General features: G+C 66.8%; 16 protein-coding genes. 5 read left to right on the top strand and 11 right to left on the bottom strand.

Features of this window, described 5'->3' with window-relative positions; all coding sequences use genetic code 11:
- Positions 1 to 4: 4 nt before the first annotated feature.
- Positions 5 to 1147, bottom strand: coding sequence for an NAD(P)-dependent malic enzyme (locus BR47_RS0126080; protein WP_029105252.1), 1143 nt, complete (start codon positions 1145 to 1147; stop codon positions 5 to 7).
- A gap of 136 nt (positions 1148 to 1283) precedes the next feature.
- On the opposite strand from BR47_RS0126080, the gene corA reads away from it, so the two are divergent.
- A complete protein-coding gene (corA, locus tag BR47_RS0126075; RefSeq protein WP_029121282.1) occupies positions 1284 to 2390 on the top strand; it encodes a magnesium/cobalt transporter CorA in 1107 nt (368 codons plus the stop codon).
- Position 2391: 1 nt separating this feature from the next.
- Here corA and BR47_RS0126070 read toward each other — a convergent pair whose 3' ends face one another.
- From BR47_RS0126070 to BR47_RS0126060, 3 genes are read right to left on the bottom strand one after another with little or no spacing between them, the layout of a single operon-like run.
- A complete protein-coding gene (locus BR47_RS0126070) occupies positions 2392 to 3030 on the bottom strand; it encodes a TetR/AcrR family transcriptional regulator (protein WP_020101579.1) in 639 nt (212 codons plus the stop codon).
- Positions 3031 to 3039: 9 nt separating this feature from the next.
- Positions 3040 to 3723 carry a hypothetical protein gene (locus BR47_RS0126065; RefSeq protein ID WP_020101580.1) on the bottom strand — a complete coding sequence of 228 codons (684 nt, stop codon included), beginning with the start codon at positions 3721 to 3723 and terminating at the stop codon, positions 3040 to 3042.
- A gap of 14 nt (positions 3724 to 3737) precedes the next feature.
- Positions 3738 to 4991 carry a saccharopine dehydrogenase family protein gene (locus BR47_RS0126060; protein ID WP_020101581.1) on the bottom strand — a complete coding sequence of 418 codons (1254 nt, stop codon included), beginning with the start codon at positions 4989 to 4991 and terminating at the stop codon, positions 3738 to 3740.
- Positions 4992 to 5165: 174 nt separating this feature from the next.
- Here BR47_RS0126060 and BR47_RS0126055 point away from each other — a divergent pair, with 174 nt between their 5' ends.
- Entirely contained in the window at positions 5166 to 6569 is a 1404-nt protein-coding gene (locus tag BR47_RS0126055; protein WP_020101582.1) for a flavin monoamine oxidase family protein, read from the top strand.
- Positions 6570 to 6593: 24 nt separating this feature from the next.
- Entirely contained in the window at positions 6594 to 6872 is a 279-nt protein-coding gene (locus tag BR47_RS0126050) for a hypothetical protein (RefSeq protein WP_036420522.1), read from the top strand.
- On the opposite strand, the gene BR47_RS0126045 is transcribed toward BR47_RS0126050, so the two are convergent.
- The 6 genes from BR47_RS0126045 to BR47_RS0126020 all read right to left on the bottom strand — a co-directional run bounded on the left by BR47_RS0126045 (position 6869) and on the right by BR47_RS0126020 (position 12398).
- Positions 6869 to 7465: a suppressor of fused domain protein gene (locus BR47_RS0126045; RefSeq protein WP_020101584.1), complete on the bottom strand. Its 597-nt coding sequence runs from the start codon at positions 7463 to 7465 to the stop codon at positions 6869 to 6871. The genes BR47_RS0126050 and BR47_RS0126045 overlap by 4 nt on opposite strands.
- Positions 7462 to 8637, bottom strand: coding sequence for an ABC transporter ATP-binding protein (locus BR47_RS0126040; RefSeq protein ID WP_020101585.1), 1176 nt, complete (start codon positions 8635 to 8637; stop codon positions 7462 to 7464). Before BR47_RS0126040 ends, BR47_RS0126045 begins: the two co-directional genes overlap by 4 nt.
- 3 nt (positions 8638 to 8640) lie before the next feature.
- Positions 8641 to 9477 carry a carbohydrate ABC transporter permease gene (locus BR47_RS0126035; protein ID WP_029105253.1) on the bottom strand — a complete coding sequence of 279 codons (837 nt, stop codon included), beginning with the start codon at positions 9475 to 9477 and terminating at the stop codon, positions 8641 to 8643.
- Between the two features lies 1 nt (position 9478).
- Complete coding sequence (locus BR47_RS0126030) at positions 9479 to 10378, bottom strand: carbohydrate ABC transporter permease (protein WP_020101587.1); 900 nt, start codon at positions 10376 to 10378, stop codon at positions 9479 to 9481.
- Positions 10375 to 11781, bottom strand: a complete 1407-nt coding sequence (locus tag BR47_RS0126025) for an ABC transporter substrate-binding protein (protein WP_029121281.1) — start codon at positions 11779 to 11781, stop codon at positions 10375 to 10377. The genes BR47_RS0126030 and BR47_RS0126025 overlap by 4 nt, the downstream gene beginning before the upstream one ends.
- Positions 11782 to 11897: 116 nt before the next feature.
- The gene (locus BR47_RS0126020; protein ID WP_029121280.1) at positions 11898 to 12398 is read right to left on the bottom strand and encodes a YflT domain-containing protein; all 501 of its coding nucleotides are present in this window, start codon (positions 12396 to 12398) and stop codon (positions 11898 to 11900) included.
- A gap of 80 nt (positions 12399 to 12478) precedes the next feature.
- On the opposite strand from BR47_RS0126020, the gene BR47_RS31525 reads away from it, so the two are divergent.
- Positions 12479 to 13162 (top strand): DUF4190 domain-containing protein, encoded by a 684-nt coding sequence (locus BR47_RS31525; protein ID WP_036427806.1) that lies wholly within the window; start codon positions 12479 to 12481, stop codon positions 13160 to 13162.
- Positions 13159 to 13389, top strand: a complete 231-nt coding sequence (locus BR47_RS0126010) for a DUF4190 domain-containing protein (RefSeq protein ID WP_020101592.1) — start codon at positions 13159 to 13161, stop codon at positions 13387 to 13389. The genes BR47_RS31525 and BR47_RS0126010 overlap by 4 nt, the downstream gene beginning before the upstream one ends.
- Here BR47_RS0126010 and BR47_RS0126005 read toward each other — a convergent pair.
- Positions 13386 to 13718, bottom strand: a 333-nt coding sequence (locus tag BR47_RS0126005; RefSeq protein WP_020100013.1) for an integrase core domain-containing protein, incomplete at its 5' end; no start/stop codon positions are given. The two genes, BR47_RS0126010 and BR47_RS0126005, sit on opposite strands and share 4 nt — an antisense overlap.

Below are 13718 nucleotides of genomic sequence, written 5' to 3'. Positions count from 1 at the left end.
GCGTTCAGGCTTGCGACGCGGCGGCCACCGCAGCCGCCACGGCCGGACCCACGCGCGGGTCGAGCGCGCTGGGCACGATGTAGTCGACCGTCAGATCGTCACCGACGACCGAGAAGATGGCATGTGCGGCAGCCACTTTCATCTCCTCGGTGATGCGACGGGCACCGGCGTCCAGGGCGCCCCGGAAGACGCCGGGGAAGGCCAGCACGTTGTTGATCTGGTTCGGGAAGTCGCTGCGGCCGGTCGCCACCACGGCGGCGTACTTGCGGGCGGCGTCCGGGTGAATCTCCGGGTCCGGGTTGGACAGCGCGAACACGATGCCGTTGGGGGCCATCGTGGCGACGATCTCCTCCGGCATGACACCGGCCGACAGGCCGAGGAACATGTCGGCGCCGGCCAGTGCCTCGGCGGCACCGCCGGTGATCCCACGCGGGTTGGTGCGGTTCGCCAGTTCGGCCTTGAAGCTGTTGAGGTCGGTGCGGCCCGAGTGCACGACGCCCTTGCTGTCGAGCACGACGATGTCGCGGATGCCGCTGGCCAGCATGATGTTGGTGCAGGCGACGCCGGCGGCGCCGGCGCCCGACACGACGACCTTCAGGTCGTGGATGTCGCGGTCGAGGGCCTTGGTGGCGCCCAGCAGCGCGGCCAGCACCACGATGGCGGTGCCGTGCTGGTCGTCATGCATGACGGGGCAGTCCAGCGCCTCGATGACGCGGCGCTCGATCTCGAAACATCGCGGCGCGGAGATGTCCTCCAGGTTGACGGCGCCGAACGTCGGACGCAGCCGGATCAGGGTCTCGACGATCTCGTCGGGATCCTTGGTGTCCAGCACGATCGGGATGGAGTCGAGGCCGCCGAAGGTCTTGAACAGGGCGCTCTTGCCCTCCATGACGGGCAGGGACGCCGCGGGGCCGATGTCGCCGAGGCCAAGCACGGCGCTGCCGTCACTGACGACGGCGACCAGGCGGTTGGCCCAGGTGTACTTCTTGGCCAGGGTCGCATCGGCCGCGATGGCGCGGCTCACCTGGGCGACGCCCGGGGTGTAGGCGATCGACAACGCGCGCTGGGTATCCAGCGGCTCATTGAGGGCTACGGAGAGCTTGCCCCCTTCGTGGGCGGCGAAAATTTCCGCATCATCGATGACCACCTGGGGTGTGCGCACAGCACCTGACTTATCTGACACCGCGTCAGGCTACTTCACTCAATTGTTACTCGCGGGTTCCGCGTAGCATTTGCGACTGGTCTATTGATCCGAGAAGTCCGCCCCACGGGAGGTCAGCCGCATGCCCTCGTTCCGCGCGCTCCAACCATCGAACTTCCGTGCCGTCCCGAAGAAGACGCAAGCCGGCCCCGATGCCAGCTCGATCCACGTTCCGGTCGCCCGCGCCACCGTCGACTGCGGCGTCTACTCCATGGGCGCGCGGCTACCCGGCAAGTACACCCACGGTGCCGCGGTGGCCAAGGTGCGCGAACTGCGCGCGGCCGGCGCGGAGGCCTTCGTGTGGATCGGGCTGCACGAGCCCGACCAGCACCAGATGCAGGCTGTCGCCGACGTCTTCGGGTTGCACGAACTGGCCGTCGAGGACGCCGTCTGCGCTCATCAGCGGCCCAAGCTGGAGCGCTACGACCAGACGCTGTTCCTGGTGCTCAAGACCGTCAGCTACGTCGCGCACGAGTCCGTGGCCAATGCCCGGGAGATCGTCGAGACCGGCGAGATCATGGTGTTCGTCGGGCCCGACTTCGTCGTCACTGTCCGGCACGGCGAGCACAGCGGACTGGCCGGCGTGCGGCACCGACTCGACGAGTCGCCGACCATCCTCACACTGGGCCCGTACGCGGTGATGCACGCCATCGCCGACCATGTCGTGGACAGCTACCTCGAAGTCACCTCGCTCGTCGAGACCGATATCGACACCATCGAGCAGACCGTCTTCTCGTCGCACACGCAGACCGACATCGAGAGCATCTACCTGCTCAAGCGGGAGGTCGTCGAGCTGCGGCATTCGGTGAATCCGCTGACGATGGCGCTGCAGCGACTGCTGTCCGACCACAACGACCTGATCTCCAAAGAAGTCCGCCGCTACATCCGCGACGTACATGACCACAACAGCCAGGCCGCCGACCAGATCACCGGGTTCGACGACCTGCTGAGCTCGCTGGTGCAGGCCGCGCTCGGCAAGGTCGGGATGGAACAGAACGCGGACATGCGCAAGATCTCGGCGTGGGTCGCGATCGCCGCGATGCCCACGATGATCGCCGGCATCTACGGCATGAACTTCGACAACATGCCCGAACTGCATTGGCATTACGGCTATTTCGCCGTGCTGACGGTGATGGTGCTGGTCTGCACGGGGTTGTACCGGACCTTCCGCCACAACCATTGGCTGTGACCTACTTCGCCCGGCGCGCCTTGGTCACCTTCGGCGCGTAGGTCCCGAGGTACGCGGTCAGCAGGCGGCGCGCCTCGTCGATGGCGAGGTCGTCACCGCTGGGCGACCGCCGGAACGCGAAGTCGAACAACCGGTTGCCGGCCTCGAATGCCAGCTGCACCACCAATTCCGGGGTGCCGGAACGGATCAGCCCCTTCTCGATGAGTACCTGCCAGTACTGCCTCGCCTGGAACTCGTCGAACTCGGTGGCCAGTTCACTGAGTGTCGGAGTCCGGCTCGCGAACCACAGCTGCACGAAGTCGGCGTGCTCACGGAAGTAGGTGAGGTACGGGTCGACGACGGCGTCCACCGCGTCAGCCAGTGACCGCAGTTTCGACGCGCGCACCGACGCCGAAATCTGCGCGTCGAGGTCGCGGAGATGACGCTGCGCGAGTGCCGCGTCCACCTGATGGCGATCGGGAAAGTAGTGATACATCGACGCCGTCGGAATGCCGGCGCGTTCGCCGACCGCTTTGAGCGTCGCGGCGTCATAACCCTGCTCCGCGAGCAACGCGGAGGCCGCGTCGAGGATGGCCTGTACTCGTTCGATCCCGCGGCGCTGCACCACGGTCGGCAATGCCGACGCCTGGTTATCGAACACGATTCGACATCATATCAACGCAGGGGCCTGCGCAGCCGCGGCGCGTTCATTGCTGCCGTGCAGTGCGCGATATGCGAAGTAGCACACCGTCATCTGCATGCCCCACGTGGCGAGCGCGATGATGTAGAAGATGGTTCGGTGGGCGTCGTCGCCGGGGATGCGATAGAAGTCGTAGATCGCGGCGACCACTGCGCCCGCCGCCGTGGCGGCCACAGTGGCCAGCGCGATGCCGCGGGCGCCGACCTGCCATACCCGCCAGGCGAAATACAGCAGGAACAAGCTGGTGAGCACGTTCATCACCACGTAGAAGATCGCACCGGCCACGCCGAGTTCGGCCGCGAAATTCGACATCACCAGTCCGCCGACGATGGCGAGCGCAAAAACGCCGACATCGACGGCCACTGACGGCGTGTATCCGTGCGTGACCTTCATCAGGCCCAGGACGAGGATCACGGTGATGCCGATCGAGCGGGAGAACGCATCGAAGAAGTACGCCAGGTGGTACATCGGACTGGATTCGTCGGCGCCTACCAGGCCCCAGATGAGGAAGTTGGTGCCCGACGTCGCGACGACGATCCATTCGAGTCCGAGCAGGTAGTTCCGGTAATTGCGAATGAACTTGAGGCCGTAGGTGAATCCGGCGAACATCATGAAGAGATCGGCGACTGCGAACAGCCCGGTCTTGAGATCCATGGCGCGGCCCGTCCCTAGTGCGCGTCGTCGAGGATCTCGGCACGCGGGGTGCCGACCTGTTCCAGCGCCTTGTAGAACCGCTGTGGCTCGACCCACTCTTCGGGGGCGAAAACCCCTGCGCGCGTTCCGGGTTCCTCGTCGAGCGCCGCCACCATGAAGGCCGCACAGGCCGTGCCCGTCGCCGCCGCCATGTTCGTGAACAGATAGGTACCGGCTCCGCTCACCGGGGTACGGCGGGTCACCGCCGTCGGCAATCCGTTTCGCAGCCCGGTGGCCTCCACCTTGAGGCCCGATCGATGCGGGAACGTGTGGCCGACCGCCGCCATGGCGAGGAACTTGATCAGTTCGGCGCGCGTCGCCTCACCGTCAGAGACGAGCTTGCCGATGCCGGACAACGCATAACGCCAACCAGCGACGCTGCCGAACTTGTTGGTCATCGCGGCCACGGCGAAATCGATGGCCCGCTCCATCGGCATCTGGCCTTTTTGCACCGCCAGGCCCAGACCTCGAACGAAGCCGTTGTAGCCCGCGGGGTCCAGACCGCCGAAGCAGCGAATGTTCTTGGCGTCCGGATATTTTCGCGGCAACGTCACCGGTTCCGGGTGCGCGGTTTCGTGCACCATCGTCAGGCCCAGCCCGCCGCCCAATTCGGTCCAGCGGGTCTCGAGCCACGACTGATGCATGACCGGTCCGCCGTTCTGCCACGTCATGCACGGGCCGGCGGCGACCCGCAGCATGTGGTCGAGCACGGCACGACCGACGGCCCCACGCTCGTCACCGACCACCCAGTACACGTCGATGTTCTCGACGGTGTCGAGTTCGGCGGCCGCATCGGCGGCGAAGACGTTGGTGATGCCGGGCGACGCGCCGCAACCGATGTACATCGGTACCCCGGCCGCGCGGGCTTCGTCGTGCAATGACAGGGCGTGCAAAGTGCTTTCGATGTCGTCGTCGAAGTCGAGATAGGGCACTCTGGCCCCCAGGCAGGCCGCCATCACCGGACCGGCGGTGCGGTTGTAAGGCCCGGCGCCGAGCACCACCAACGCGGCGCCGTCGACCGCGGCCCGCAACCCCTCGGTGTCATAGAGGTCGAGGCGCGCCGTGGTGGCCAAGCCGGCCGGCAGCCGTTGCAGCAGTGGATCGAGAAGCTCGGGTCGGATGTCGTAGAGCGCCAGTTCCCAGTCTCCGCCGGCGACGGCGAAACGCTGGATGGCGAGCCGACACATCTCGCCGGCCGCGCCGATGAAGACAATTCGCTTGGCACCCATGGCGATACCCCATATCTGTCGAGGACTTCGGTCTGATTCGGATGTGATGCAAAACTCGATCTGAAATCGATATCGATGTTGACGCTAGCATCAGCCGCCCTTAATCTCAATATCGAATCGAGTTTTGGTTTATCCCGACCGGAGCTCTGCCGTCGAATATCAGGAGCAGCGAACATGACCGAGTCGAAGACTGTCGATGTTGTCGTCGTCGGAGCCGGATTGTCGGGCCTCACCGCCGCATACCGGCTCGCCCAGCAAGGGGTTTCGGTACTGGTGCTCGAAGCCGGCGACAGAGTGGGTGGGCGCACCGTCAACGTCGACGTCGGCGCCGGCGCGGTCACCGATGGCGGAGGCCAGTGGATCGGCCCGTTGCACACCCGGATGTATGCACTGATCGACGAACTGGGTCTGTCGACGTTCCAGACCTATACCGAAGGCAAATCCATCTACCTGAAGCACGGGAAGCGCCGTACCTACCGGGGCACGATTCCCCCGCTGAGCCCTGCGGCGATGCTCGACTTCGCCCAAGCACAGTTCCGGCTCGAGCGCATGGCCAAGCAGGTGCCTGCGACGGCCCCCTGGACCGCCAAGAAGGCCACCGCCTGGGACAGCACCACGCTGGGACACTGGCTGGATGCCAACTGCCTCACCGACGAGGCCAGGCATGTGTTCACGCTGTGCTTCACAACGGTGTATGCCGAAGACCCACATCGGGTTTCGCTGCTCAAGGTGCTGCACCAGATCACGACGTCGGGCGGCATCAACTTCATGGTGAATACCCGCGACGGCGCGCAGGACTCCCGGGTGGTCGGCGGCATGCACCTGGTGTCCGCGACACTCGCGGAGAAGCTGGGCAACCGCGTGATCATCGATTCCCCCGTCCGGGATATTCATCAGGACGCCGACGGCGTCACCGTCCGCTCGGCGCGGATCGACGTCCACTGCCAGCGGGTCATCGTGGCCATGACTCCCGCGGACACGGGCCGGATCAGTGTCACCCCCGCGTTGCCGGTCCGTCGCGCCGCATTGCAAAAGGCCTGGCACAACGGCACCGAGAGCAAGGTGTTCGCGGTTTACGACAAGCCGTTCTGGCGCGAGCAGGGGTTCAACGGATCGGCGATCACCGATTTGCCGATCGCACATTTCGTCGTCGACAACTCGCCCCTGGACGCCAGTGTGGGTGTCCTTCTCGCTTTCGTCGGCACCGCCGGTTCCGGTCCGGGCTTCACCTGGACCGACGAGGTGCTGAATGACCCGTCCGCCCGCCATGCTGCGTTCGTGCGCGACCTGGTCACGTTGTTCGGCCCCGAAGCGGCGAATCCGGTTGAGGTCGTGGAGAAGTCATGGGCCGACGAGCCGTGGATCAACGGTTGCGTGGGTACCCGTGCCCCGGGGATACTCACCGGCTACAGCGACGCCGCGACCGCGCCGGTGGGTCGGCTGCATTGGGCCGGCACGGAGACCGCCCCGGAATTCGAGAGCTACCTGGAAGGTGCCGTCCGTGCCGCCGAACGCGCGGTTGCTGAGGTCCGTACGGCGCTGAGCGTCGCGGTGCATAGCAAAACGGGCCACCGGTGACAACTGTTCGGGCATGATCTTCCAATGAAAATTGGTAGCAAGTCCACCGTAGTCGCGTTGGTCGTTGCCAGTGGGGTGCTCACGGGCATCACAGCGCCGGCCGCCCACGCCAATGGCGCGGACGCCGTGATCAGAGACCTCGAAGCCGAGGGCTACACCGTCAGGATCAACTGGCTCAACGGCAACAAGCCGGTGCTCCTGCCCCGTTGCACCGTGGTCCGGGTCAACAACCCGTCCTCCGACGAACCCGCCGAGGGTGATGTCGTGTGGGCCGATGTCGCCTGTCCCAACAACACGTCCTAGGCCCGAGGTTCGGCGGCCCGGCGTCGCTGATCGAGGACGTCGACGCCGTCCTGCTGCCACGCATCCCGCATGGCGCCGGCGCCTTTGAGCCGCACCCAGGCGGCCTCGGTGGCGGTGATGGGGGTGGCGCTCAGGATCCGCACCGGCTGGTACGGCTCGGGCAGCTCGACTTCGCCGATGTCGCTGGCGCCCAACAGGAATGCGGTGAATGCCGCCCCCTGCCAGACCGGCTGCTGCAGATCGATCAGCGCATCCGGCTCCAGGATCAGGCCTTCGACGGCGGGCGCCGACGCCAGTACCGCGATCGAGCGGGCCAGCGCCGTCGGGGTGGGGCCGCGCAGGGACAGTACGGCCTCCGCCCGCGGGCCGCGGATCCCGTCGGCCACCATGTCCATCGGGTCCGTCATCGGGTAGCGCGAACAGCCCAGGGACGCATAGTGATACACGTCGCCGTCGGTCGGCCCGTAGCGCAGCACCTCGATGGGGTCGGCGCCGAGGAAGGTGACGCTGGCACCCACCGGCTCGGCGGTACTGCCGCGGTCGGCGAAATGCGTTGTCAGACGGGCCCGAACCGCGCCGAGGACGTCGGTCACTGCGGTAGTGACAGGTTGCGACCCGTGGCCGGGTCGAACAGGGTCAGTTTGGAAGTGTCCAGGGCCAGCTCGACCCGACTGCCCGCCGTCGCGGACGACTTGGCCGAAACCCGTGCCACATAGGTGTTTTCGCTCGACCCGGCGTCCGCGGTGTCGTCGGCCAGCTGCTCCAGCTGCGCGGCCTGGGCGCCGGCACCTTCGAGGCGGAAGTGCACGTACTTGTCCGCGCCGAGTGATTCCACCAGCTCGGCGTCGACCTCGAACGTCAGCGACTGGATGCGCGCGTACGCATCGATCACCGAGGCGTCGTCGAACTGCTCGGGACGCACACCCGCGATCAGGTCGGCCGACGGCCGCTGCAGGTCGAGCGCCGCGCGGGCGTCGTCGCTCAAGGTGACCTCGCCGAAGGGCAGCTGCACCCCGACGTCCGTCCGCGTGGCCGGGAAGAAGTTCATCGACGGGGAACCGATGAAGCCGGCGACGAACAGGTTGGCCGGCGCGTTGTACAGCTCGTCTGGGGTGCCGACCTGTTGTGCCACACCGCCGCTCATCACGACGACGCGGTCCCCCAGCGTCATCGCCTCGGTCTGGTCATGCGTGACGTAGACGGTGGTGGTGCCGAGACGGGCCTGCAGCCGGGCGATCTCGGTGCGCATCTGCACCCGCAGCTTGGCGTCCAGGTTGGACAGCGGCTCGTCCATCAGGAAGGCCTTGGGGCTGCGCACGATGGCGCGTCCCATCGCCACGCGCTGCCGCTGGCCGCCGGACAGCTGGGCCGGCTTGCGGTCCAGAAGTGCGGTCAGGTCAAGGATTTTCGCGGTCTCCTCGACCTTGGCCGCGATCTCGGCTTTCGGCATCTTCGCGAGCGTGAGCGGGAACGCGATGTTCTGCCGCACCGTCATGTGCGGGTAGAGCGCGTAGGACTGGAACACCATCGCGATGTCCCGGTCGCGGGGCTCCTTCTCGTTGACCCGCTCCCCGCCGATGCGCAGTTCGCCGGAGCTGATGTCCTCGAGCCCGGCGATCATGTTGAGCGTCGTCGACTTTCCGCACCCCGACGGCCCCACGAGGATCAGGAACTCACCGTCGGCGATGGTCAGCGACAGGTCCTGCACTGCGGTCGCCCCGCCGGTGTAACTCTTGGTGACGTGGTCCAAAACGATTTCGGCCATGACCTACCCCTTCACCGCACCGGACGTCAGGCCCGCGACGATCCGTCGTTGGAAGATGAGAACAAAGATGATGATGGGCACCGTGATGACCATCGCGCCGGCGGCGATGGACCCGGTCGGCTCCTCGAATTGCGAACTGCCCGTGAAGTTCGCGATCGCCACCGGTGCGGTGATGGCCCGCTGGGTGGCGGTCAGCGACAACGCCAGCAGCAGGTCGTTCCAGGCGAAGATGAACACCAGGATGGCCGCCGTGACGATGCCGGGCGCGGCCAGCGGCGCGATGACCTTCCGGAAGGCCTGCCCCGGCGAGGCGCCGTCCATCTTGGCGGCCTTCTCCAAATCCCAAGGGATCTCCCGGAAGAACGCCGACAGGGTGTAGATCGCCAACGGCAGCGCGAAGGTGATGTACGGCAGGATCAGGCCCGGCCAGGTGTCGAACAGCCCGACGGTGCGCTCGATGTTGAACAGCGGTGTCACGAGCGAGATCTGGGGGAACATCGAGATCAGCAATGCCAGGCCGACCAGCAGCCGCTTACCCGGAAAGTCCAGCCGCGCCACGGCGTAGGCGGCCATGCCACCGATCGTCACCGCGATGGCGGTGGTGATGAGCCCGATGCCGATCGAGTTGAACAGTGCCGAGCCGAAGGCGCCGCCGGTGAAGATGCCCTTGTAGTTGTCGAAGGTGATCTGACGCGGAATCAGGTTGCCGTCCTTGACCGTTGACGTCGGCTTGAGGGACAGCGAGAAGATCCAGAGCACCGGCAGCAGCGCGTAGATCACCACCAGGATGTTGACCACGCCCCAGCCGGCCAACCGGCCGCCACTTCTCTGCCCGCTCACGTCACCGCACCTCGGCTTCCGCACCGGGCGCCGCGGCACCGAAGATCTTGATGTAGATGAAGGCGATGATCGCGACGGTCAGGAAGATCAGCACGCTGATCGCCGAGCCCAGGCCGATGTTGAACGCCTTGAACAGGTTGTCGTAACCCAGGATCGACACCGAACCGGTGTTGTTGGTGCCGCCCGTGAGCACATAGATGTTGTCGAAGATGCGGAACGCGTCCAGCGTGCGGAACAACAGGGCCACCAGGATGGCCGGTTTCATCAGCGGCAGAGTCACTTTGGCGAATCGCTGCCAGCGGCCCGCGCCGTCCATCTGCGCCGCGTCGAGCAGTTCCCGGGGTACCAGCACCAGCCCGGCCAACAGCAGCAGCGACATGAACGGCGTCGTCTTCCACACCTCGGCGAGCACCACGATGGCCAGCGACGGCAATTGTTCGGTCAGCGGCGCGGTGCCCGTCGGCAGCAGGTTCGCGAGGTATCCGGTGCCCGGCGTCCACGCGTAATACCAACTGTAGGAAGCGGCTACGGTCACGATGCCGTACGGGATGAGGATGGCCGTACGCACGACGGCACTGCCGAACATGGTCCGGTGCATCACCACCGCCAGCGCCATACCGAGCACGAACTCGATGGCCACCGACACCACCGTGATGCCGAGCGTGACCACGAACGCCGTCCACCAGTAGTGGTCGGTGAGGATCGTCGTGTAGTTGTCCAGGCCCACGAAGCGGGTTTCCGCCGGCGCCGCGAGGTTGTCCCTGTGCAGGCTCAGCCACACCGCGTAGGCGACGGGATACGCGGCCACCGCCAGCATCACCAGGACGGCGGGGGCGATCAGGAGGTAGGCGAGCCGGCGCTCGGGGTTGGCTGCCGTGTTCGCAACTCCGGTGTCGCTCACGGAATCAGCCCCTTGCCGTCAATCGCCTGCTGTACCTCGGACGCCAGCTTGTCGGCGGTGCGCTCCGGGTCGATCTTGGTGATCGGGGCCAGCGTCGCCGAAATCCGCGTCGACACCGCCTGATACTGCGGCGTGGCCGGCCGGACCGCGGCGTCGGCGAGCTGGCGGCGGATCACCGCGTACTGCGGATACTTGGCCTGGAACTTGGCATCGTCATACAGCGACGCGCGGACCGCGGGCAGCCCGCCCTCGACCGACGTGAACTGCTGGTTGGTCGCGCTGCGCATGCACCGGATGGCCTCGAAGGCCTCGGCCTTGTGCGTACTGGTCTTGCTCACAGCAAGATTCAGCCCGCCGATGGTGACCTTGGCCGGCACCCCGGGCTGCACCGCTGGGTAATCCGCGAAGCCGAACACCTTCTTGCTCTCGTCGTAGGCGGTGGTGAACTGCGCATCGTCGGGCGCAAAGGTGCCGACGTCGTTGATGGCGCTCTTGAGCTCCGCGTGCTGATCGAGCGGCAGGAACGGCACCCCACCCTTGACCGCGTTCTCCAGCAGCGACGGCAGCACGAACGGCCAGTTCACCTCGAGCGCGGCCTTGCCCTGCTCGAGCGCGAGCCGCGCCGTCCCCTCGTCGGTCTGGGTGATCGACGGGTCGGCGCCGGGTGCGGTGGCCACCGACTTGATGACCTGCAGCGCCTTGACGGTCGCGGCGCGGTGCTCAGGGGTGTCGGTCAGGGTGACGGTCTTGCCGTCGTCGGACAGCACGCTGCCGCCGGCACTGGTCAGCAAGGTGTTGAACCAGACCACCAGGCCCTCGTACTGCTTGGCCTGCACGGCGATCCAGCTCGGTCCGCCGGCGGCATGCAGCCGTGTCGCCTGCGCGACCATGTCGTCCCAGGTGGCCGGCGCTTCGGACATCAGATCGGCCCGGTACCAGAGCATTTGGGTGTTGGTCGTGATCGGCGCGGCGAACAGCCGGCCCTGCCACTGCGCGGTCTTCAGCGGTCCGGGCAAGGTGTCGTCGGCGGCGTCGGCTTCCGCTTTACCGGCCGGGTCGTCGGACAGCGGCACGGCCCAGCCGGCCTCGGCGAACTCGGCGGTCCACACGACGTCCAGGCCCATGATGTCGAGGTTCTTGTCGTTGCCGGTCAGCCGGCGCGCCAGTTGCAGCCGCTGATCGTCCGCGCCCTTGGGCAGACTGACCTGCTTGATGCTGAAACGGCCGCCCAGTTCGGCGTTGCACCGCCTGGCGAGGGCCGAGAACGTCGCCTTCTCATTGGCCGACGTGTACACGCTGACGACGGTGCCGCCCGCACCGGAACCGCAGGCGGAGACCAACGTGGCGGCCGTGCACGCCGCCGCACCCGCTACCAGCGCAGCCCGCAGCTTTCCCGCGCGCACCACGGACGCCTCCTGTCTCACGGGAACCTCCCGCGCGCAAACCGTAGAGCGCGGCAGGTGTGCCATGCAACATATCGCCACCTGGTGGCGGATATGGCGACCGAGGCCGGAAGGCCCTAGAGCGACAGCCGCCCCAGCAGATCGCGGCCCTGTTCGGCACACACCGGATCGCACAACACGTCGTAGCGGCCCGCGACGAGCTGCATGGTGGAGCTGAAATCCCTTGTGCCGCGGGACATCGCGTACTGCACGCCCGAGGTGATCAGGCCGAAGAAGATGCCGGCGATCAGGCCGGTGAACAGCGAGCCCCACGCGTTGGTACCGAAAAGCCCGAGCACCAGCCCGATGAACAAGCCCAGCCACGCCCCGGTCAGGATCCCGCCGGTCAGCACGCGCGGCCAGGTGAGCCGCCCGGTGACCCGCTCCACCTGCATCAGGTCGACGCCCACGATGGTCACGTGCTGCACCGGAAACTCTTGGTCTGACAGGTAATCGACGGCGCGCTGCGCCTCGGCATAGGTCGGGTACGAACCGATGGGCCAGCCCTTGGGCGGAGTCGGCAATCCGGGCTGTCCACCCGGGCCCGGGGTCCGGTCGGGCTGCAGCGGATTCGTCATGCCCCTGGTCTCCTGTCACTCGCCTCGGAACGCGCTTCGGCTACCACGATGCCATGAACTCGTGCGCTAGGTTGGTCGGCATGACAAGTCCGGGCGGGCAGTCGGGCCAACCCTCCTGGGATCCCTCGATGCCGGCCGGGTCCGTGCCGCCGCCGACCGGCACCGATGCCGAAGCGACCAGCGATTACCCGGTGTACGAGTACCCGGCGCTCGAAGAGCCTGGACCCACCTCCGCACCATGGCAGCAGGGCCCGCCCGCGCCCGCGCCGCAGGTCCCACCGCAGCCCCCGACGGGTCCGTTCCCCATGCCTTCCGGGCCGCCGCCACCCATGCCTCCCGGCCCGCCGCCACCCGGCTTCTACGGTGCGCCGCCTGCCGGGCCGTACGGCCCGCCGCCGGGGATGGCACCGCCGGGATACCTGCCGCCGTCCGGCTACCTGCCGCCGTCCGGCTACCTGCCGCCCCCGCTGTACTCGTCGTATCCGGCGCCGAGGTCGAACGACGGCATGGCCATCGGGTCGCTGGTGTCGTCGCTGGTCGCCTTGCCGCTCTACTTCATCTGCTTCGTGTTCGGCCCGGCCGGCTCGGTGCTGGGCATCGTGCTCGGCACCGTGGCCCTGGCGCAGGCGAAAGGCCGACCGCGCACCAACGGCAGAACCATGGCCATCGCGGGCATCGTCATCGGTGCTGTCACGCTCGTCGTCGGCCTGGTCGGCTTCCTGCTGCTGTTCGACTGGGCCTCACGCCAAGAACCGACCTTGTGATCGGCGCGCGGGTGAACCGGCTGGCGGTCGGCTCGGTCGCGTGCGCGCTGGCCGGTGTGGTGTTCGGGCCCTTGGCACTCATCGGCGTCGGGCTCGGCGTCGTCGCCTACGAGCGCATCCCCGGCAGCGGCACCCGCGGCAGCCTGCTGGCCTTGTCCGGCATCGTGTTCGGCGCGCTGGCGTTCCTGCTCAACCTGTTTCTGGTCGTCCTGGTCCTCGGCGGCTAGCTGTACTGACCTGAGAGGTTAGGTACGCGGCTGGCGGGTGGTTGACCTTTGAGTGCTGTGTGGCCGCGATGGTGATTGTAGGTGTGTAGCCACCGCGGGAACTCGGCGCAGCGTTCGGCGTCGCTGCGGTAGAGCCGGGCGTAGGCCCATTCGTCGGCAAGCGTGCGGTGGAAACGCTCGACCTTGCCGTTTGTCTGTGGACGGTAGGGGCGGGTTCGTCGGTGCTTGATGTCACCCAGAGCATCACGAAATTTGTGTGACCGGTAGCAGGATCCGTTGTCGGTCAACACATTTTGTACCGTGAAACCACACTCGTTGAACCAGGCGTT

Source organism: Mycobacterium sp. UNC410CL29Cvi84, from assembly GCF_000686745.1.
Taxonomy (GTDB): Bacteria; Actinomycetota; Actinomycetes; order Mycobacteriales; family Mycobacteriaceae; genus Mycobacterium; species Mycobacterium mucogenicum_B.
This window is presented reverse-complemented; position numbering and strand designations above follow the sequence as displayed.

Excerpts from the sequence above, each read along its gene's own strand:
- corA (WP_029121282.1), top strand. The coding sequence starts at position 1,284 with ATGCCCTCGTTCCGCGCGCTCCAACCATCGAACTTCCGTGCCGTCCCG.
- BR47_RS0126065 (WP_020101580.1), bottom strand. The coding sequence starts at position 3,723 with ATGGATCTCAAGACCGGGCTGTTCGCAGTCGCCGATCTCTTCATGATG.
- BR47_RS0126060 (WP_020101581.1), bottom strand. The coding sequence starts at position 4,991 with ATGGGTGCCAAGCGAATTGTCTTCATCGGCGCGGCCGGCGAGATGTGT.
- BR47_RS0126055 (WP_020101582.1), top strand. The coding sequence starts at position 5,166 with ATGACCGAGTCGAAGACTGTCGATGTTGTCGTCGTCGGAGCCGGATTG.
- BR47_RS0126050 (WP_036420522.1), top strand. The coding sequence starts at position 6,594 with ATGAAAATTGGTAGCAAGTCCACCGTAGTCGCGTTGGTCGTTGCCAGT.
- BR47_RS0126040 (WP_020101585.1), bottom strand. The coding sequence starts at position 8,637 with ATGGCCGAAATCGTTTTGGACCACGTCACCAAGAGTTACACCGGCGGG.
- BR47_RS0126020 (WP_029121280.1), bottom strand. The coding sequence starts at position 12,398 with ATGACGAATCCGCTGCAGCCCGACCGGACCCCGGGCCCGGGTGGACAG.
- BR47_RS31525 (WP_036427806.1), top strand. The coding sequence starts at position 12,479 with ATGACAAGTCCGGGCGGGCAGTCGGGCCAACCCTCCTGGGATCCCTCG.